This window comes from Nonomuraea sp. KM90 (assembly GCF_052246675.1).
GTDB lineage: Bacteria > Actinomycetota > Actinomycetes > Streptosporangiales > Streptosporangiaceae > Nonomuraea.
This window is the reverse complement of the sequence record NZ_JBQQCB010000179.1, coordinates 1-17,613: the sequence shown is the minus strand read 5'-3', so window position 1 is coordinate 17,613 and position 17,613 is coordinate 1. Positions and strand designations below refer to the sequence as shown.

Genomic DNA, 17,613 nt, shown 5'->3' with positions numbered 1-17,613 from the left:
ACGAACGAGCGCACCGTGTAGCTGCGCAGGCTCAACTCCACGTTGCGGAACAACGGATAGGCGTAGAAGACCAGCAGGTAGGCCACGACGGGGGCGAGGAACGCCCACGCCGCCCACTGACCCGACCGGCCCCGCGCCGCCGCCGGGGCGACGGCGGCGCGGGCGGGTCGGGCCTGCGTCTGTGTGACTCGGTTCATGCGGCTACTGGATCGCGCTCGCCGCGGCCGTCTGTGCCGAGGCCATCGCCTCCTGCGGCGGCTTCGACCCGCTCAGCGCGGCCTGCACCGCGCCCCACATCGGCTCGGAGATCTTCGGATACTTGGTGCCGAGGTCGTCGCTGGTACGGCCCTTGGCCGCCTTGACCGCCTCCACCCACACCTGCAGTTCCGGGGTGGCGGAGACCTGCTTGGCCTGCACCGCCTCGGTGGGCGCGATGTAGGACAGGGTGGTCGTGGTGGTCAGCGAGTTGTCGGCGCTGGTCAGGCAGGCCACCAGCTTCTGCGAGGCGGCGTAGCGGGCGGTGTCGGACTGCACCGGGATACTGACGAACTCGCCGCCGGTCGGCGCGGGCGCCGTGCCGCCGGCCTTCGACGGGATGGGGATGATGCCGTACTCGAAGCCGGTCTCCTTGGCGTTGGCCAGCTGCCAGGTGCCGTTCTCGGCGAAGGCGAAGTCGCCGGTGGCGAACTCCTGCCAGCTGGTGGTCTGGGTGTTGTTGATCACGGAGTTGGGCGCGTACCCCTTCTTCACCCAGTCGCTCCACAGCGCCACCGCCGAGACGCCCTCGGGCGAGTCGAGCTTGGTGAGGTTCGCGCCCGCTCCCCAGAACCACGGCAGGAACTGGAAGCTGCCCTCCTCGGTGCCGATCGCCGAGAACGTGATGCCCTTCTTCCCGGCACCCTTCACCTTCCCCAGCGCCGCCGTCAGCGTCGCCCAGTCCTTGATCGACGCGGGGTCTACCCCGGCCTTGTCCAGCACCGCCTTGTTGTAGTACAGCGCCAGGGTGTTGGCCCCGATCGGGACGCCGTACGTCTTGCCGCCGGTCTGCCCGGCCGCCAGCAGGTTGGGCGCGATCGACGAGGTGTCGGTCCTGGTCTCCTCGGTCGTCGTCAGCACGCCGGCCTCGGCCAGCGTCGACACCACCGGGTTGTCCACGATCAGCACGTCCGGGGAGTTGCCCTGCTGCGCCGCCAGCAGCGCCTTGTTCGTCAGGTCCGTCGTGTCGTAGCCGGTCCGCTCCACCGTCACCCCGGCCTGGGTGCCGCACGTCTCCAGCAACTTCACCCACTCCGAGCTCTTGTCGTACTGCGGATAGGGGTCCCAGATCGTGTAGGCGCCGGCGGTCTGGCTCGCGCTCGCCGAGCCGCCGCCGTCTGACGACGGTGACGATGACGAGCAGGCGACCAGCCCGCCGGCGGCGGCCACAACCGCCAGACCGATGCCGGCCGCGCGCCGGCTCCTTGACGCTGATCTCATTGACGTGACCTCCGCTGACAGCGTGACGCGGCTGTTTCAGGCCTTAGCCGAACCGATTCGGCGAATCGGTTCGATCGAACATAGGCCCGGCCCGTCGCGTGCGTCAATGGGGTGCTCACCAAGAGGTCGAAGCCCGATGTGCGGCCCATGACACATCCTCGTCACGGGCTCCGAGGCCGGTCCCATGCGTGAAACGATTCGACTACGATAGGCGCGGCCGATTGCCAGAGCTAGGGAGCGCGGGTGAACATCGGGGAGATCGCCAGGCGGGCAGGCGTGTCGCGCAGCACCGTGTCGTACGCGCTCACCGGCAAGCGTCCGGTGTCGGAGGGGACCAAGCGTCGCATCCAGGCGGTGATCGACGAGCTGGGCTACCGGCCCAACGCCGCCGCCAGGGCGCTGAAGGAGGGCCGGACCCGCACGATCGGGCTGGTCATCCCGCCCGCCAGCCGGCGCCTGACCGACATGCAGCTCGGCTTCGTGGCCAGCGTGGTCGACGCCGCCGCCCACGCCGACCTGGACGTGCTGCTGTCGCCCTCCGGGGGCGAGCACGACCGCTCGTTCGAACGGGTGGTGACCGGCCGGCGCGTGGACGGCGTCATCCTCATGGAGATCCGGCTGGAGGACGACCGCGTCGCCCGCCTGCGGCAGAGCGGCCTGCCGTTCGTCGGCATCGGCCACACCAGCCACCCGGAGGAGATGTCCTGGGTGGACGTCGACTATGAACGGCTCATCGCCTCCTGCGTGCACCACCTGGCCGACCTCGGGCACCGGCACATCGCCCTGGTCAACCGCAACGCCGAGCTGGTCGCCGCCGGGTACGGGCCGGGCCACCGCGCCCAGGCCGGTTTCGACCGCGCCGTGGCCGAGCGCGGCCTGCAAGGCGTGCGCGTCTGCTCCGCCGACGACGCCCAGGCCGGGCAGACGTGTGTCGAGCGGCTGCTGGCCGAGCACCGGGAGCTGACCGCCATCGCCACCATCAACGAGGCCGCGATCCCCGGCATGTACCGCGCGCTGGCCGGGGCGGACCTGGCCGTGCCCGCACGATTCTCCATCGCCGGCGTCGCCGCTCAGCACTGGGCCGAGAACCTGCATCCGCCGCTGACCGCCGCCGACGTACCCGCCGGCCAGATGGGCGCCCACGCCGTCGAGCTGCTCATCCAGCGCATCGCCGACCCGCGCGCCCCGCATCGCCATCTTCTGCTGGCGCCGCCGATCTCCCTCCGCGGCACGACCGGACCCGCCCGGCCCCGCTCCTGACCAGAGGCCTGTCCGGGCCGCCGCCTGCGGCCGACACCACCCCTCGTCAAGCGCGCCGCTCGACGTACGACCGCGCGTGACGGCGACATGGCCTCGGCATGTCGACCGCGTTTCCGGCTCTTGACCATCGCGCGGCAGGACGCTTATCGTCCAGTCGAATCGATTCGCCGAATCGGTTCGACTCACCCTCCGCACTCCCCGAACGGGAAAAGCGCATGGCCAACCCCTTGTCCCGGAGGATAGGCGGGCGCATGCCGCACGCCATCCTCGCCTCCGCCCTCGTCCTGACCGCGATCCCCGTGACCGCCTTACCGGCCGCCGGGGCCGACCCGGCGCTCGTCCTCCACTACGACTTCGAAGGCGACCTGTCGAGCGGCGCCGTCGAGGACCGATCCCCCTCCGGGCTCGACGGAACCCTGGTCAACCCCGGCAGCGCCGGCACCGCCACCGGAGCCGACGGCACCCAGGCCCTGTCCCTGCCCGGCGGCGCGGACGGCTCGGCCACCGCCCCCTACGTGAGGATTCCGCAGGGCCTGTTCCGCGACCGCGCGGCCATGACCGTCTCCACCTGGCTCAACTGGGACGGCGGGCCCGACTTCCAGTGGGTCTACAACCTCGGCAAGGACGGCGGGAGCGCCACCTTCGTCACCCCGTCCTTCGCCGGCGACGCCACCACCCGCTCCTCCATCAAGCCGGTCAACGGCAACGTCGAAGTAGGCGTCCCCGGCCGGCAGAAGCTGCCCGCCCGCACCTGGGTCAACCTCGTCACCACCATCGACGGCAAGACCCTCACCTACTACGTCAACGGCGCGCCCATCGGCAGCACCACCGCGGAGATCGACCTGGCGGCGGTGATGCACGCCGAGGGCAACACCACCTCCGGATTCCTCGGCAAAGCCTTCTGGGGCGGCCACCCGTTCCTGTCCGGCGACCTGGACGACTTCCGCGTCTACGACGCCGCCATGAACGCCGAGCAGGTCGCCGACCTGGCCGGCGACCACCTGGCGACGCTGAAGAAGATCGAGCAGACCACCTTCGACGTCACCACCTACACCGGCATCGCGCCCGAACTGGCCAGGACCGCCACCGCCGAGTTCTCCGACGGCATCCGCCGCGGCGTGGCGGTCACGTGGGATGCGATCGATCCGGCCCGGTACGCCGAGGCCGGCCAGTTCACGGTCGAGGGCAGCGCGTACGGCACGCCCGTCGTGGCGACCGTCAAGGTGATCGACAACAACCTCACCGTCGACCTCGGCACCGAGACCGGGGCCTTCCACGGCGGCGCGTCCGGCACCCTGTACGGCGTCTACGGCGAAGGCGTCCCCACGCGCAACCTCCTGGAGGGCATGAGGCTGCGCACCGTGTCGACCAAGGCCCAGGACGGCCCGCAACACCCCGGCGCCGACGCGCTGGAGGTGGTCAAGCCGCTGGCCGACGCCACCGACGGCGACGTGTACATCTACATGACCGACATCTATCGCGGTTTCCCCTACCAGTGGCCCGGCAACACCCCCGAGGAACGGCTGAACGACTACAAGGCCAAGATCGCCAAGCAGGTCGACCAGGTCCTCAAGCTCGACCCGAAATATCAGGACAACATCGTCTTCGTGCCGTTCAACGAGCCCGAGGGCAACATGTTCGGCAGCGGCGCGTGGAGCTACAACAAGGTCAACTGGCTCAGCGATCCCCAGTACTACTTCAAGGCCTGGGACGAGGTCAACGCCCTGATCAAGGGCAAGATGCCGGAGGCCAGGATCGCCGGCCCCAACACCAGCATGCTGTACGAGCAGATCCAGGGCTTCCTCAAGCACACGCTGGAGGCCGGCACCGTCCCCGAGGCCATCACCTGGCACGAACTGGGCGCCCCCGACCGCATCCGCACCAGCGTCGCCACGTACCGGAAGTGGGAGCAGGCCGCCTTCAAGGGCACCGCCTACGAGGGCCGGCAACTGCCGATCAACCTCAACGAGTACGCGTTCAACTACCACACCTCGGTGCCCGGCCAGATGATCCAGTGGGCCTCGGCCATCGAGGAGTCGAAGGTCGACGCCGACATCGCGTACTGGAACATCGACGGCAACCTGTCCGACTCCGCCGTCCAGGCCAACCGCGGCAACGGCCAGTGGTGGCTGCTCAACGCCTACGGCCAGATGACCGGCAACACCGTCAAGGTCGTCCCGCCGCGCCCGAACGTCAGCTACACCCTGCAGGGCGTCGCCACCCTGGACCGGGCCAGGGCCCAGGCCCGCGCCCTGTTCGGCGGCACCTCGGGCAAGGCGGGCATCCGCTTCGACCACGTGGACCCCGCGCTGTTCGGCGGCACCGTGCACGCGCTGGTCCAGGAGATCCCGTGGACCGGCCAGGTGGGCGACTCCGCCCAGCCCGACGTCGTCGCCGAGCTCGACCGGCAGGTGCACAACGGCTCGGTGGCCTTCGACTTCGGTGACGTACTGCCGGAGTTGAAGGAGGCCTCCGCCTACCAGATCATCCTCACCCCGGGGCGGGACACCACCTCCCCCGCCAAGGCGACCAAGCTCTGGCAGGCCACGTACGAGGCCGAGGACGCCGCGCACACCGGCAGCTCCTACCGGCGCGAAGGCCCCCAGGGCTCGCCCGACAACGTCGGCCAGTACTACACCTCCGGCCGCCACAACGTCGGCGGCCTGCGCACCGGCTCCGACCTGGCGCTCGACTTCACGATCTCGGTGCCGCAGGACGGCACCTACGACCTGTCGGTCTTCGCCGGCTCGCACAACCTGGCCGACGCCGTCAAGGAGCAAGGGCCCACCAACGCCTTCCTCCGCGTGGACGGCAAGGCCGAGCAGGAGATCCACCTGCCCCTCAGCTACCGCTGGCTGGTCTGGGACCACGCCGACACCAAGGTCGAGCTGACCGAGGGCGAGCACATCATCACCCTGGCCGCCAAGAGCCTAGACGGCTCCCGCTCCACCAAGGGCGACGCGCTCGTCGACAAGATCGACCTGTCCCTCGCCAACCCGGCGGCGGCCGAGAAGATCTACGAGGCCGAGTACGCCACCCTCAAGGGCGCCGGCACCGACTACACCCGCAAGAAGGTCTCCGGCTCCGGCGTGGCGACCATCTCCAAGGACCAGACCGCCTCCTTCTGGGTCTACTCCCCCGACGACGGCGAATCCACCCTGGACATCGACACCCTCGGCGGCGGCCGGGCCTGGCTCGACGTCAACGGCCACCGCCTCACCGGCGTCAACGCCGACACCAGGGTCAAGGCGTTCCTGTCCGGCGGCGTGAACAAGATCACCCTCACCGGCCAGTCCGGCAGGCTGCTGCTGGACCGCCTGCGCGTCACCGACACCGACGGGACGCTCAAGCCCACCTGGTACGAGGCCGAGGCCGCCCGCGTCGCCGGCACCGCCAAGGTCGCCGCCTTCCCCCTGGCCGGCGGCGGCAAGGCCGTCACCGACGTCGGCGGCGCCCCCGGCAACGCCAACACCCTCACCTTCGACGTCACCGCCCCGGCCGACGGCACGTACGCGCTGACCGTCCGCTACTCCAACCCCGAACAGTCCCCCGCCTCCCACTACAACCCCGACCCCCTGGCCCGCCACGCCGAGATCTCCGTCAACGGCGCCCAGCCACAGCGGTCCTGGTTCCCGCACTCCTTCCACGCCGACAACTTCTGGGAGCAGACCATCCCGGTCGCGCTCAGGAAGGGAGCCAACACCGTCGCCTTCGCCTCCCACGAACTGCCGAACTTCGACGGCGACAGCTACATCTCCGACACCTTCCCCGACATCCTGCTCCGATCGAAGTACGCCCCGATCATCGACAAGATCGCGGTAACGCCGATCGCCAAGTAGCACATCGCCGGGCGGGGCCCATCAAGCCCCGTCCGGCGATCTTGGCGATCCGCTGACGTAACCACGTGCCTGACGGTTGTCGTGGAGAGCGACGGGAGCGGCAGCCCGGCATCCACCACAGGCACGCGATCTTTCCTTCGACGCTCTGTCTCGCAGGCTCGGGCGCGGCAGGGAGCGCGCGGAGAAGCCAGGGATCATCTCACCGACTTTTCCGCGCTTATCTCGGCAAGACGGAGGAGACTGTCCACGACAAGGCGACCTAGTGGCGGAGACGACATGACCTGGAAAGACCACGACCTGCCTGTACTCAAGGCGATCGTCCAGATGGCAGATGAGGGTGCGGTCTTGATCCAGCCACACCAGATCGTCGAAAGGCTCGGCATGGACCCGGAGGACGTGCGGCGTTCGCTCGCCGCTCTGGCCGGTGAGAGGCCGCCCTTCTTTCAGTTCACCGATGTCACCGGCTCCGACTCGCAAAGTCGGGAGATCGACGGAATTCACAGCCCGACCGGTGAAGCACGCCGCATCGCAGGCGTGTGGCCGGCGGAGATACTCGCAAGGAAAATCGTCGCCGGGTTCGAAGCAGCCGCCGAGACAGAGTCGGATGAGGAAAAGCGCATCAAGCTCAAGGAGACGGCGCAATTCCTGAGTGGCGCAGGCTGGCCGGTCCTGATCGGCGCGGCGGGGAACGCGGCATCCACGGTCACCAAGCTGTGAAGCCTGAACGTCTGGCTGACCAGGCGGCCACACACCGCGCCATTGGCTCCGGCCGTCCGACCAGGGCGAGCGCCAGGTGGAGGCGGCGTGGCCGCCCGAACGGGCAGGCCGAGAGGCACGACATGCGGCTCTTCACCGGGCAGCCGTGACGCGATAGACGGTATGCCGGCCGCGATTCGCTCGAACTCCTCCAGCGGCGCGTGCCGGTCAACCGGCACGTGAGGTCGGGCACCCGGCGCGCGGGCCAGATAGCGGCGCAGAACGGGGGTCCGGGCCGCGGGTTCGACCTCCACCAGCCGGACACTGGCCCGTCGGCCGTGCCGCAACACCGCTCGGCCATCGGCCGCGCGCACGTTGAGCACCCAGTTCGTGGTCTTGCCGAGCATCGCCACCAGGTACCGCTCCCGCCTGCGCGCGGGGATTCATCATGCGTGCTGTACGACCCGCGCGTCGGGACCCGGGAAGACGAGCGTTTCGCGGTCGCTGTCCAGCCAGCGCACCGTGTAGGGCGGCGAGCCGTCGGCGTGCTCGACGCCCACGATCAGCCCCTCACGGCGGTGCTCTCCCCCGTACGTGCCCTCGATGATCATCCGATCGCCCACTGCGGCCTTCATCACGATCGCCTCGCCTCCCGCTGGATGCCGGTCCTTTTCAGCCTGTACGCACCGCCCATCGGGCACGAGAGCCAGAGGTCCGCTCCGCGTAGGGACTTTGGACCCTCGAACTTGATCGTCAGAAGACCAACGACTGCTCTCGCCCCTTGACGCACGCCGTTCGCGGAGGGCCGTGAAGGGGACCGACAAGGAGGAACGAGCGATGCGCGGAGTGGCCGTGACACCCCGGTGTCCGGCAGGACGACCTGTCGTATCCCTGGGCTACTCCCGCTGCGGTAGACGGGCCCGGTCCGTATCCCGGTGCCGTAGCCCGGAAGGCCCCTCCGGCCGGACGACCGGAGCGCGCCCGGTAGTGGACGATCCGGATCATGAAATCCTCACTCCAGTACGTCCAGGGGATCGCCCTGCTGGCCACCGGGCTGCTCGCGGGCGCGTTCGGATACGGCGCCGCCAATGTCGTGCCCACGTTCAACGCCGTGCCGTTGGAGGTGCGCCTGACCTTCCACACCGCGATGATGAAGGTCAACGAGCCGGTCATGCAGAGCGCCATGGCCCTGGCCATCCTGTCCTCCTTCACGCTGGCGGTGATGTCCCGCGGCCTGCCGCGGCGGCTGGCGGCCGGGGCCGGCGTGCTGGCGCTGACCTCGCTGCTGGTGACGGTGTTCGGCAACATCCCCCTGCACGCCGACATCCGGGAATGGGCGGCCACGACCGCCCCTGCCGGCTACGCGGAGATCCTGCGGCAGTGGGAGACCTTCCACACCATCCGCACCCTGACCGGTCTGGCCGCGTTCGCCTCCCTGATCATCCTGGCCGTCTTCGCACCGCCCGCCCGCCGAGCCCGTACGGCATCCCCTGGCGCTCCACGGGCCGCATCCGCGATACGGGGCCTGGAGATCGAGGGGTCCACGCAGTGACACGGACGCGAAAGATCATCGCTGTGACTCTCGCCGTCCTGGTCGGGCTGCCGTTGCTGGGGGTTGGCGGGCTGCTCGTCTGGGACGGGGGCATCGACGGCGATCCACGCCGGGAGGTTCTCCCCGGCGTCCGGATCGATCTGCGGACGGCCATGACGCGGCACGGGCCGGTCGAGTACGACCTGCACGGTGCGGAAGGCCGTCCCGTGGTGCTGTCGGTCCACGCCGGTCTCGGCGGAGCGGACCAGGGACGACTGTTCGCCGCCTGGCTGGAGAGAGACGGGTTCCGCGTCCTGAGCCCTTCGCGTCCGGGTTACCTCGGCACCCCGCTGGAGAGCGGCCGGACCAGCGAGGAGCAGGCCGACCTGCTGGCCGCACTGCTGGACGAGCTCGGCATCGACCGGGTCGGGATCCTCGCGGTCTCGGCCGGCAGTCCGGTCGGCTACACCTTCGCCGCCCGCCATCCGGATCGGACCTGGGGCCTGGTCTCCATCGGCGGGATCAGCAAGCCGCGTCCCGCGGCCGGGGCGAGCTCACCGGTGCGCAGAACGTTCCTGAACACCGTCGGCCAGAAGCTCGCCCTGCTGACCGCGAAGGTCTCCGTCGAGACCATCGTCGCCGGAACCCTGGACGAGACCAGCACCTTCACCGAGGAGCAGCGCACGGAGCGCGTCGCGTACATCATGAACACGCCGCACGCGCGAGAGTACTTCGAGGCGATGTTCGCCACCACCTTTCCCTACCAGCAGCGCTGGCCGGGCACGGACAACGACGCGGCGCAGGCCCGGCGGGGCGGCGCACCCCTGGAGCGGATCGGGTCCCCGGCCCTGGTGATCCACGGCACGCAGGACGGCGACGTGCCGTTCGACCACGGGGAGTCCGCCGCCGGGCGGATACCCGGGGCCGAGCATCACTGGATGGAGCACGAGGACCACCTGGGCTTCTGGCTCGGCCCCAAGGCGAGCCAGGCGCAGGCCGTGGCGAGCGCGTTCCTCCGGCGGCACATGCCGAGCTCATGACCACCCTGCCGCACCGGTACGCGCCCCGGCCTTGCGCTACGTGGCGCGCCGAGCTCATGCGACCGGGCAAGCCGATCACCATCTCACCGCCCGCCGCCTGACCCGCGTTCCCGGCCACCACCCGCCCCGGACGCGGGCGGGGCTGGTGAACCCATCGAAGGTGCCCTCTTCCAGACACTCCATGCCGAGCCGGTGCTCGCGAAAGGGGTGACCGCCGGGATCGCCCCAGCGGCGCATGGTGACGCGCTCCAGCCGCCCGTCCGGCGCGATGACCGGCGTCACCTCGTGATCCTCGCCGTCGAGTGTCCTGCACGAGGGCAACATCCGCCGGATCATCGTCAAGGACTCGCACGGGCGCACCGTGATGGAACTCCCGGTGACCATGGGAGCCGTGGCGTTCGTCGCCGCCCCGTTCCTCACCGTGGCCGCAGCGGTGGCGGCCTTCGCCGCGGAATGGACCATCGACATCGAACGGCAGCTCCAGGACGCAGCCGACGTCGAGGACCCGGTGGACGTCACCGTCGTGCAGAACGACCAGACCAAGGCGCCAGCAGCCTGAACGCCCCCGTGGGGGCCGGACACCCATGGCGACAGGCGGCGAGGCCAGGTGTGCCACTTCTGGCGGCGGGTGGGGTCGCCACCCGGCTCACGCCTACCTTCGGTCAGCATGGATCATCCTGCCCTGAGCGGCACCCGTTCGTTCGGCGGCTACCGTCAGCCCACGGACCAGAGCGTCACGAGCACGTCGACGGGGAGCGCGCTACGAAGGAACGTCGTGCGGCTGGAGCACGTGCTCGCGCGCCGTACCCACTCTCGCTGGACCTGCCCGAGGTCGTCGCGGCCGTTTCCGGTCGAGTCCCCGATCCGGGACTCGACCGGCATCTCCCAAGCACACCACCCGGACGTCAACTCGCCCGGACCACGGCGACCGTGCAGGGCGCGTGGTGCAGGACGCCCTTGCTGACCGAGCCCAGCAGCGCCGAGCTCACGGCCCCGCGCCCGTGCGAGCCCACGACCAGCAGATCCGCTTCCGCCGACGCCGCGGTGAGCGCCTCGACCGCGCCGGCGTACCGGATGTCCTCGACCACGGTCACGTCCGGGTACTGCCGGGCGAACGGCTTCAGGAGTTCCTTCACCATCTCCTCGCGGGCGGGGTCCTCATGGGGCGACACGGTCCCGAACGCCTGGACGGGCAGCCGCCAGGCGTGCACGGCCCGCAGCGTGCTGCCTCGCAGGGTCGCCTGCTCGAAGGCGTAGGCCAGCGCGGGCCGGCCTTCAGGTGTGTCGTCCACCCCCACCACGACCTGTCCGTACGTCGGCCGTTGCGCGCCCTGCACCACCACGACCGGGCCCTCGGTGTGCCCGGCGACCTGGTCGCTGATCGACCCCAGAAGCGCGCCGGTGAACCCGCCGAGCCCTCGGCTGCCCACCACCATCTCGGCGGCCGCCTTCGCCTGCTCGCGCAGGATGCTCCCGGGAGACCCCTCCTCCAAGCGCGTGGTGACCTCGATGCTGGGCTGGCGTTCGTGGACCAGAGCCACCGCCTCGTTGAGAGCCTTCTGCCCGGTACGCCGCAATTGGTCGGGCCGGTCCGGATCCGGGAACTTCGAGATCTGGTGCGGCTGCCGGTCGACCGCGTGGACGAGCCGCAAGGGCTGGTGCATGCGAAAGGCGTCATTGGCGGCCCAGGCCACCGCGGCACGCGCCGGTACGGAACCGTCGACCCCCACAACAATCATGGCTTCCTCCTTCGTCTACGCTCCATCAGACCGGAGGCGGCGGACGATGTTCAGGGCCGGAAGTCCGGCGGCCGGGAGCCGAAGGACCATCAGCCGAGGACGGTCTGACAGGGCTGAGAACCCCTTTCGGGACGCGCGCTGTCGTACTGACGAGTGGCCTGGACCCTCATCGGCCCGCGCGCTCGACGCCCGCCCAGTGTCCAGATCGCCACCACGGCGAGGACCGTGCGGGACGTGCTGGAGCGGACGTACGTCCCGATCCGGCGGCGTCCCGTCACGAATCCGTGCCGCGCCCGGTCCCTGTAAGGGGGCGAAGGTCCCGCTCCCGGGAGCCGTACGACCCTGCCCACCCGCGCGGACTCCCCGCACTCTGATGGCCGAGGAGGTCCCGATGATGAAGTCGATCAACCCGATGATGTTGCGCCTGCGCCTGTACCTCCCGGACGGCAACCGCCTGCGGCGGCGTTCCGACAGGCTGGAGTCCGTCCTGGTGCTGTCCGCCGTGGCCCTGGTACTGGTGAGCATCTGGCCGGCGGTGCTGGCCGGCCGGCTGGGCTACGAGGCCGCGCTGCAGGACGAGCACGCCCGTTTGAGCACCCGCCACCAGGTCACGGCCACGCTGCTGGAGGACGCCCCCTCCACCCGCATCTCCTTCACCGAGGTCCCCTCCGAGTGGCCGACGGCGGCGGCGCGCTGGACGACTCCCGCGGGCGAGGAACGGACGGCCCGAATCCCCGCGCCCGCGCTCGCCAAGACCGGCTCGACGGTCGCGGTGTGGCTCGACGCCGCCGGTACGCCCGCCCCACCGCCCACCGACCCCCTGGTCCTGCAGATGAGGGGAATGGCGACGGGCCTGCTGATCGTGCTCGCCGCCGCGATTTCGGCACTGGGCTCGTACGCGGGCTGGCGGCGGTGGGCGGATCAGGTCCGGTACCGGGAATGGGAACTCGCCTGGGAGCGGGCCCACAACACATGGCGTCACCCACGCCAGCCCTAGAAAGTCCGAGCATGGCGTACGGAGACCATCCAGGCGATTTCACGGCTTCTTCAGCGCGTGGTCGAATGCCATGAGATCCTTTCTGCGTCTGCGATCAGAGCCTGCACCGGATAGCCGGCCACCTGCTCATTGCGTGCCTCGCCGATACCGCGCTCCGGAAGGACCTGCACCGGTCGAAAGTCCCTCGCCGGGGAGATGTGACCTGCCGATCGCAGGAGGGACCGAGCCGCTCCACCGGGCGACGGCAGGGATGCGCGGCGCCGGGCCGCCTGGACGGTGTACGCCTGTGCGCGGCCGCGACGCCTCGGCCGTGCACGCAAGGCGTGATGACGGGCCCGTCCTCGGCGAGGGCGAGGGTGTCCCCCGGCCCCTGCTCCCGGCGGCAACCCCCGAAGGCACGTAGGACGCCACGGATCGTGGCTTTGAATGATCTTTGCGTCAGGGCCCATAGCGTCCGTTGCTGAGAACCCTCTCACCGAAGCGGACGGCGTTGCTCCCGTCTACGCCGCTGCTTCGTCTCGCCCTGGAGTCATTAGGAGCAGCAACATGTCCACGCTCACCAGAACCCTCTCCGCCGTGACGGTGGCCGGCCTGTCCGCCCTCTTTCTCGCCGCCCCTCAGCCCGCCCAGGCATACTCCGAGATCTCCTGCTTCGGCGCAGGAGATGCGTCCTTCTCCTCAGAGGTGGGCATGGCGACCGAGTCCACGGACGTGAGCTACCGGGGCAAGGAGCGGAGCTGCATCGACCACAGCGGCGCGGGCATCACCTCCGCCCGGTTCAGCGTCACGTTCGACGACGTCCCCCTGAGCTGCGCAGCCACCCACTTCGGCGGCGTCGGCAGCACCGGCACCGCCATCATCGAATGGAAGATGAACGGCGCCAAGCAGATCAGCGAACTCGACGTCTACATCGACGAGACCATGCTCAACGACATCAAGATCCGCGGCGTCGTGACCAAGGGCGTCTTCAAGAACCGCCGCTTCACCGGCATGTTCGACATGAACCTGGTGGGCAGGTCCGGCAAGTGCGCGACGGGATCGTTCGACACGGTGAACAGCACCTCCTTCGACGGTGACTTCAGCATCGACTGACCTCGGACGCACCGGGGGCCGATCCGCTCAGGGCGGCCCCCCGCGCGCCCACCCCGCGGTTTGTACGGGTTCGTGGACTCGCAGCTTGAGGCCGACGGCTGCCCTGCGGTCGGCGGCTCGCAGGGCGCGAGCGCGTGCTTGACGTGGCAGGCGCCGGCACGATGTTGCGAACGCCGGCCGACACGCCTGGGCAGGGTGGCGAACGCGAGCGATCGTCGAGACCCGTGGATCAACTCTTCGTGTGAGGGGCGAGCGACTCCCGGTTCTGCGTGACCGTTGCGATGAGATCGTCGAGATCACACTCCACGGAAGCATTGACGACGGGTTTGAAGTCGTGGACCCTCGCCGCCGTCTCAGCGAAATCGGAGGGGTAGAAGCTCCAGCCCTCGATGCTGCTCCAGCCTGCCTGAACGATGGCCTGGCCACCGTCCGGCGACGACACGCGCAACCAGGCCGTGCACTGGTCCGAGAAATCGAAGGGCAGAAAGACGGTGCCTCCAGTGAGCCGCAGTCGCCGGAGGTGCGCACCCCACTGGTCGAGGAGCCGCACGAGGCCATCCGTAATGTTCTGATCTGTCTGTGCGGACTCGTCGACGGCTAAATAGTACGAATCGCAGACATGCCGATAGGTGCCCAGTCGCAGCATCAAGTCGTCGTGGACATCACGATCGGTGGTGCGCTCCAAGCGCAGCGGGACGTGGTTCATGATGAGGACTCCAGCCTGGTCGAGTCTGAGGCTATGCCACTGCCTTCTCGGGGGTTGTTGAGCGGACTCGGCCGGCTTCAAGGCCAACGCCAGGCCCGGCGGCGCGGGATACGCCCCGGTCCCGGGCAGGCCACCACTTACCTAGAGTCATGGACGTACAAGCAAACGCGCGAAGATGATCAGCGTGTCGGTATCGTCGGGACCCGGTGCTTAGGGGGCGCCGAACCTGATGGCGTCCGGTTCGCCGAACCGCTTCTCAGCTCTCCGGCGCCAGAGGGCCGAGATCGCGGACGACCTCGGCCAGGGCCCGGACGAGCTCGTTCTCCGTCTCGCTGCGCCACACCAGCGCGTACGGCAGCGGCCCCATGTCGGTGACCGGCAGGTAGGTGATGTCCGGCCGTACCCAGTAGCGGGTCATGTGGACGGGGAAGAGCACGACGATCTCGGCCATGCTGGCGAGGGTGATGGCCTCTTCCGTGTTCTGCACCACGGGGCCACGCTCGATCGTGCGGCCGCGGCGGGTCGCGCGCGGGATGTAGGCGTCGTACCAGTAGCCGGGCCGGGTGTCGGACTGCGGGTGCTGGAAGTCGGCGGCGATCTCCAGCGAGACCGACGTGCGGCGGGTGAGCTCGTGGCCGGTGGAGACGGCCAGCACCCGGGACTCGGCGAGCAGCACCGGTCCCACCGTGAGGTCGGGCTCGTCGATGGGCAGCCAGGCGATCAGGACGTCGATGTCCCCGCGGCGCAGCGTGGCGAAGGCGTCGCTGAACTGGGATTTCTGGACGCGCAGCTTCCACTGCGGGTGCCGGAGGCGGAAGACGTCCCAGTAAGGGCGCAGGTCGTAGGCGTTGGCGGGCAGCATGCCGACGCGCAGGGTGCCGGTGATGCCCTGGCCGGCGAGCTGGGCGCGCTCCATGCTGTCCTTCAGCCCGGCGTAGAGAGGCCGGAGGTCGTCGCGGAGCTGCTGCCCGACCGGCGTCAGCCGTACCGTGCGGTTGGTGCGCTCGAACAGCGGGGCGCCGATCTGCCGTTCCTGCTTCTGGATCGCCTGGGTGACGCGGGCGGGTGACAGGCACAGCCGGGCGGCGGTGCGGCCGAAATGCAGCTCCTCGGTCAGGGTCAGGAAGATCTCGATGTCGCGAAGTTCCACGCCTGGCCTGCTCCGTTTACTCCCACCGAAGATGATCTTTCGGGATTCGTCGTTGTTCTGGGTGCTTACCGTACTTGATCCTCGAATCGCACGAACCGTTCGTTCGATGGAGCATGTTGATGGACGTCCTCATTTCCGGCGCCGGCGTCGCCGGGCCCGCTCTGGCGTACTGGCTGCGCCACCACGGTTTCACCCCCACCGTGGTGGAGCGGGCCCCGCGGGTGCAGGCAGGCGGGTACGCGGTGGGTTTCCGCGGCGAGGCGCTGGACGTGCTGGACCGCATGGCCCTGCTGGAGCAGGTCCGCGCGCTGCGCACGCGGATGGGCGAGCTGATCGGCCTGCTGCACGAGGTCACCCGCCAGGAGGTGGAGTACGTCTTCGGCGACTCGATCGCCACTCTGGAGCAGGACGCCGACGGCGTGCGGGTCACCTTCGAACGCGGCCGGCCGCGCCGTTTTGACCTGGTGGCCGGCGCCGACGGGCTGCACTCGCGCACCCGCTCACAGGTCTTCGGGCCGCGCGAACGGTTCGTCCGGCACCTGGGCATCTACACGGCGACCTTCAGCCTGCCCATCAACCTCGTCCTGCGCGACACCGGCCGGCTGCACAGCATGCCGGGCAAGGCGGCCGACATCTTCCGCACCCGCGGCAACACCGAGGCGTACGCGGCGCTGCACTTCGCCTCCGGGCCGCTGGCCTACGACCGCGACGATGCCACACAGCACAAGCGCATCGTGGCCGAGCAGTTCGCCGGCGAAGGCGGGCCGATCTGGCACCTGCTGGAGGAGATGAGCAGGGCGGAGGACTTCTCCTTCGACGCCAACGCCCAGGTGGAGATGGACCGCTGGTCCGCGGGCCGGGTGGTGCTGCTCGGGGACGCCGGCTACTGCGCGGCGCCGACCTCGGGCCGCGGCGCCTGCCAGGCGCTGATCGGCGCCTACGTCCTGGCCGGCGAACTGGCCGTGGCCGGCGGCGAGCACACGGTGGCGTTCGCCGCCTACGAGCGGGAGATGCGCGGCTTCGTCACCGAGCATCAGCAGATGGGGCGCGAAGGGGCCGACCGGTTCTTCATGGGCGCGCCCATCCAGGAAGGGCTCGGCATGGTCGCCGCCGGCGCACCGAGGACGGCCCGCGCGCCCATCGTCAGGCTGAAGGACTACGCTCCCGGCTTCGCCGCGAAGCGAACGTGACCGATGGGGACCATGACGGCACGATCCCCGCCGGCGATCACGGACGCCGGCCCTCGTACGAACGTCCTGATCCCCGCCGACCGGCCTTGACGCTCACCGCCGGGTCGTATCAGCGGCGGCGTCAGGACGGCGACGGCCTGGTGTCAGAGCGGGCGGCGATCGTGGATGCCATGAACGGTTCGGCAACGGTGGCCTCGAAGCTGGGGCGATTTTCTCGGGCGACCCGGCCTGAGCCATTCGGAAACCCGCACTCCAGCGGCCGTCCGCTTACGTGATTTCTCCCAACAAGAACTGAAGGAGCACATAGCCATGTCCATCACCCTTTCCGAGCAGGACCAGCTCACCCTGCGGACCGCCGCGTGGGGCGCCGTGTCGCTGATGTCCGCCGCCGGTGCCGCCGGCTCGGCGCACAAGGCCGCCACCGAGGGCTCCATCGCGCTGACGTCCGCGACCGGCCTGGTCGGGCACGTGCTGGCCCAGGCGCCCAAGGGCGTGAAGTACGGCAGGACCGTGGCCGAGCTCGCCGACCAGGTGCTGCCCGCCCTGACGCGGTCCATGAGCCTGCTCCAGCAGCGGGACCCGGCCGAGGCCGCCGACTTCCGCCGCACCGTCCTGGTCGCCGTGGAAGCGTCCACCCGGGGCGAGGCCGGCCCCGCCATGGCGGAGATGGCCCGCAAGATCACCGCAGCGCTCGACGCCGCCTCCGCCGCGACCGGGACGGACGCCCCGGCCGTGCCGGAGGCCGGGCAGGATCGCCCGGAGCTGGACAAGGTCATCCAGGAGATGGTCGATTCCGGCTTCGTCGGGGTGACGCTCCGCGTGAACGACGAGCGGGGCGAGTGGACCGGCAGCGCGGGCGTGGCCGAGCTCGGCGGGACCGAAGCGCCGCCGGTCGAC

17 protein-coding genes and 1 pseudogene are annotated in these 17,613 nt (G+C 69.9%); 10 read left to right on the top strand and 8 right to left on the bottom strand.

Features of this window, described 5'->3' with window-relative positions; all coding sequences use genetic code 11:
* Positions 1-197, bottom strand: a pseudogene (locus tag ACTWPW_RS58660) (sugar ABC transporter permease); the annotation flags it as partial.
* A 4-nt stretch (positions 198-201) separates the two neighbouring features.
* Positions 202-1,476, bottom strand: a complete 1,275-nt coding sequence (locus ACTWPW_RS58655; protein WP_443174170.1) for a sugar ABC transporter substrate-binding protein — start codon at positions 1,474-1,476, stop codon at positions 202-204.
* A gap of 243 nt (positions 1,477-1,719) precedes the next feature.
* Between ACTWPW_RS58655 and ACTWPW_RS58650 the strand changes: the two genes are divergently transcribed.
* The 3 genes from ACTWPW_RS58650 (at position 1,720) to ACTWPW_RS58640 (ending at position 7,292) form a co-directional block, all read left to right on the top strand.
* Positions 1,720-2,736, top strand: coding sequence for a LacI family DNA-binding transcriptional regulator (locus ACTWPW_RS58650; protein ID WP_443174169.1), 1,017 nt, complete (start codon positions 1,720-1,722; stop codon positions 2,734-2,736).
* 251 nt (positions 2,737-2,987) lie between these two features.
* Positions 2,988-6,575, top strand: a complete 3,588-nt coding sequence (locus ACTWPW_RS58645) for a LamG-like jellyroll fold domain-containing protein (protein ID WP_443174168.1) — start codon at positions 2,988-2,990, stop codon at positions 6,573-6,575.
* A 276-nt stretch (positions 6,576-6,851) separates the two neighbouring features.
* Complete coding sequence (locus tag ACTWPW_RS58640; protein ID WP_443174167.1) at positions 6,852-7,292, top strand: hypothetical protein; 441 nt, start codon at positions 6,852-6,854, stop codon at positions 7,290-7,292.
* Between the two features lie 425 nt (positions 7,293-7,717).
* On the opposite strand, the gene ACTWPW_RS58635 is transcribed toward ACTWPW_RS58640, so the two are convergent.
* Positions 7,718-7,906, bottom strand: coding sequence for a DUF1918 domain-containing protein (locus tag ACTWPW_RS58635; RefSeq protein ID WP_375117654.1), 189 nt, complete (start codon positions 7,904-7,906; stop codon positions 7,718-7,720).
* Positions 7,907-8,274: 368 nt separating this feature from the next.
* Here ACTWPW_RS58635 and ACTWPW_RS58630 point away from each other — a divergent pair, with 368 nt between their 5' ends.
* Both ACTWPW_RS58630 and ACTWPW_RS58625 read left to right on the top strand, forming a co-directional pair.
* Entirely contained in the window at positions 8,275-8,823 is a 549-nt protein-coding gene (locus tag ACTWPW_RS58630; RefSeq protein WP_375117655.1) for a DUF1772 domain-containing protein, read from the top strand.
* Between the two features lie 23 nt (positions 8,824-8,846).
* Positions 8,847-9,842: an alpha/beta fold hydrolase gene (locus tag ACTWPW_RS58625; RefSeq protein WP_443174166.1), complete on the top strand. Its 996-nt coding sequence runs from the start codon at positions 8,847-8,849 to the stop codon at positions 9,840-9,842.
* A 75-nt stretch (positions 9,843-9,917) separates the two neighbouring features.
* On the opposite strand, the gene ACTWPW_RS58620 is transcribed toward ACTWPW_RS58625, so the two are convergent.
* Complete coding sequence (locus ACTWPW_RS58620) at positions 9,918-10,166, bottom strand: hypothetical protein (protein WP_443174165.1); 249 nt, start codon at positions 10,164-10,166, stop codon at positions 9,918-9,920.
* Between the two features lie 40 nt (positions 10,167-10,206).
* On the opposite strand from ACTWPW_RS58620, the gene ACTWPW_RS58615 reads away from it, so the two are divergent.
* Complete coding sequence (locus ACTWPW_RS58615) at positions 10,207-10,401, top strand: DUF4342 domain-containing protein (RefSeq protein WP_443174171.1); 195 nt, start codon at positions 10,207-10,209, stop codon at positions 10,399-10,401.
* A 155-nt stretch (positions 10,402-10,556) separates the two neighbouring features.
* Here ACTWPW_RS58615 and ACTWPW_RS58610 read toward each other — a convergent pair whose 3' ends face one another.
* Together ACTWPW_RS58610 and ACTWPW_RS58605 are read right to left on the bottom strand one after the other, a co-directional pair.
* The gene (locus ACTWPW_RS58610; RefSeq protein ID WP_443174164.1) at positions 10,557-10,724 is read right to left on the bottom strand and encodes a hypothetical protein; all 168 of its coding nucleotides are present in this window, start codon (positions 10,722-10,724) and stop codon (positions 10,557-10,559) included.
* A 23-nt stretch (positions 10,725-10,747) separates the two neighbouring features.
* Positions 10,748-11,581 carry a universal stress protein gene (locus ACTWPW_RS58605; protein WP_443174163.1) on the bottom strand — a complete coding sequence of 278 codons (834 nt, stop codon included), beginning with the start codon at positions 11,579-11,581 and terminating at the stop codon, positions 10,748-10,750.
* A gap of 391 nt (positions 11,582-11,972) precedes the next feature.
* Here ACTWPW_RS58605 and ACTWPW_RS58600 point away from each other — a divergent pair, with 391 nt between their 5' ends.
* Both ACTWPW_RS58600 and ACTWPW_RS58595 read left to right on the top strand, forming a co-directional pair.
* On the top strand, positions 11,973-12,578 hold the full coding sequence (locus ACTWPW_RS58600) for an Rv1733c family protein (protein ID WP_443174162.1): 606 nt from the start codon (positions 11,973-11,975) through the stop codon (positions 12,576-12,578).
* 546 nt (positions 12,579-13,124) lie between these two features.
* Positions 13,125-13,670 carry a hypothetical protein gene (locus ACTWPW_RS58595; protein ID WP_375117660.1) on the top strand — a complete coding sequence of 182 codons (546 nt, stop codon included), beginning with the start codon at positions 13,125-13,127 and terminating at the stop codon, positions 13,668-13,670.
* A 229-nt stretch (positions 13,671-13,899) separates the two neighbouring features.
* Here ACTWPW_RS58595 and ACTWPW_RS58590 read toward each other — a convergent pair whose 3' ends face one another.
* Positions 13,900-14,376, bottom strand: coding sequence for a hypothetical protein (locus ACTWPW_RS58590; RefSeq protein ID WP_443174161.1), 477 nt, complete (start codon positions 14,374-14,376; stop codon positions 13,900-13,902).
* A 256-nt stretch (positions 14,377-14,632) separates the two neighbouring features.
* Positions 14,633-15,526, bottom strand: a complete 894-nt coding sequence (locus tag ACTWPW_RS58585) for a LysR family transcriptional regulator (protein WP_375117662.1) — start codon at positions 15,524-15,526, stop codon at positions 14,633-14,635.
* Between the two features lie 119 nt (positions 15,527-15,645).
* On the opposite strand from ACTWPW_RS58585, the gene ACTWPW_RS58580 reads away from it, so the two are divergent.
* Both ACTWPW_RS58580 and ACTWPW_RS58575 read left to right on the top strand, forming a co-directional pair.
* Positions 15,646-16,716 (top strand): FAD-dependent monooxygenase, encoded by a 1,071-nt coding sequence (locus tag ACTWPW_RS58580; protein WP_443174160.1) that lies wholly within the window; start codon positions 15,646-15,648, stop codon positions 16,714-16,716.
* A 309-nt stretch (positions 16,717-17,025) separates the two neighbouring features.
* Positions 17,026-17,613, top strand: a 588-nt coding sequence (locus ACTWPW_RS58575) for a hypothetical protein (protein ID WP_443174159.1), incomplete at its 3' end; no start/stop codon positions are given.

Bases quoted from the DNA above. Each gene is read 5' to 3' on its own strand.
- ACTWPW_RS58590 (WP_443174161.1), bottom strand. From the start codon at position 14,376: ATGAACCACGTCCCGCTGCGCTTGGAGCGCACCACCGATCGTGATGTC.
- ACTWPW_RS58615 (WP_443174171.1), top strand. From the start codon at position 10,207: ATGGAACTCCCGGTGACCATGGGAGCCGTGGCGTTCGTCGCCGCCCCG.
- ACTWPW_RS58610 (WP_443174164.1), bottom strand. From the start codon at position 10,724: ATGCCGGTCGAGTCCCGGATCGGGGACTCGACCGGAAACGGCCGCGAC.
- ACTWPW_RS58580 (WP_443174160.1), top strand. From the start codon at position 15,646: ATGGACGTCCTCATTTCCGGCGCCGGCGTCGCCGGGCCCGCTCTGGCG.
- ACTWPW_RS58600 (WP_443174162.1), top strand. From the start codon at position 11,973: ATGATGAAGTCGATCAACCCGATGATGTTGCGCCTGCGCCTGTACCTC.
- ACTWPW_RS58630 (WP_375117655.1), top strand. From the start codon at position 8,275: ATGAAATCCTCACTCCAGTACGTCCAGGGGATCGCCCTGCTGGCCACC.
- ACTWPW_RS58640 (WP_443174167.1), top strand. From the start codon at position 6,852: ATGACCTGGAAAGACCACGACCTGCCTGTACTCAAGGCGATCGTCCAG.
- ACTWPW_RS58645 (WP_443174168.1), top strand. From the start codon at position 2,988: ATGCCGCACGCCATCCTCGCCTCCGCCCTCGTCCTGACCGCGATCCCC.
- ACTWPW_RS58605 (WP_443174163.1), bottom strand. From the start codon at position 11,581: ATGATTGTTGTGGGGGTCGACGGTTCCGTACCGGCGCGTGCCGCGGTG.
- ACTWPW_RS58635 (WP_375117654.1), bottom strand. From the start codon at position 7,906: ATGAAGGCCGCAGTGGGCGATCGGATGATCATCGAGGGCACGTACGGG.
- ACTWPW_RS58620 (WP_443174165.1), bottom strand. From the start codon at position 10,166: ATGTTGCCCTCGTGCAGGACACTCGACGGCGAGGATCACGAGGTGACG.
- ACTWPW_RS58595 (WP_375117660.1), top strand. From the start codon at position 13,125: ATGTCCACGCTCACCAGAACCCTCTCCGCCGTGACGGTGGCCGGCCTG.
- ACTWPW_RS58655 (WP_443174170.1), bottom strand. From the start codon at position 1,476: ATGAGATCAGCGTCAAGGAGCCGGCGCGCGGCCGGCATCGGTCTGGCG.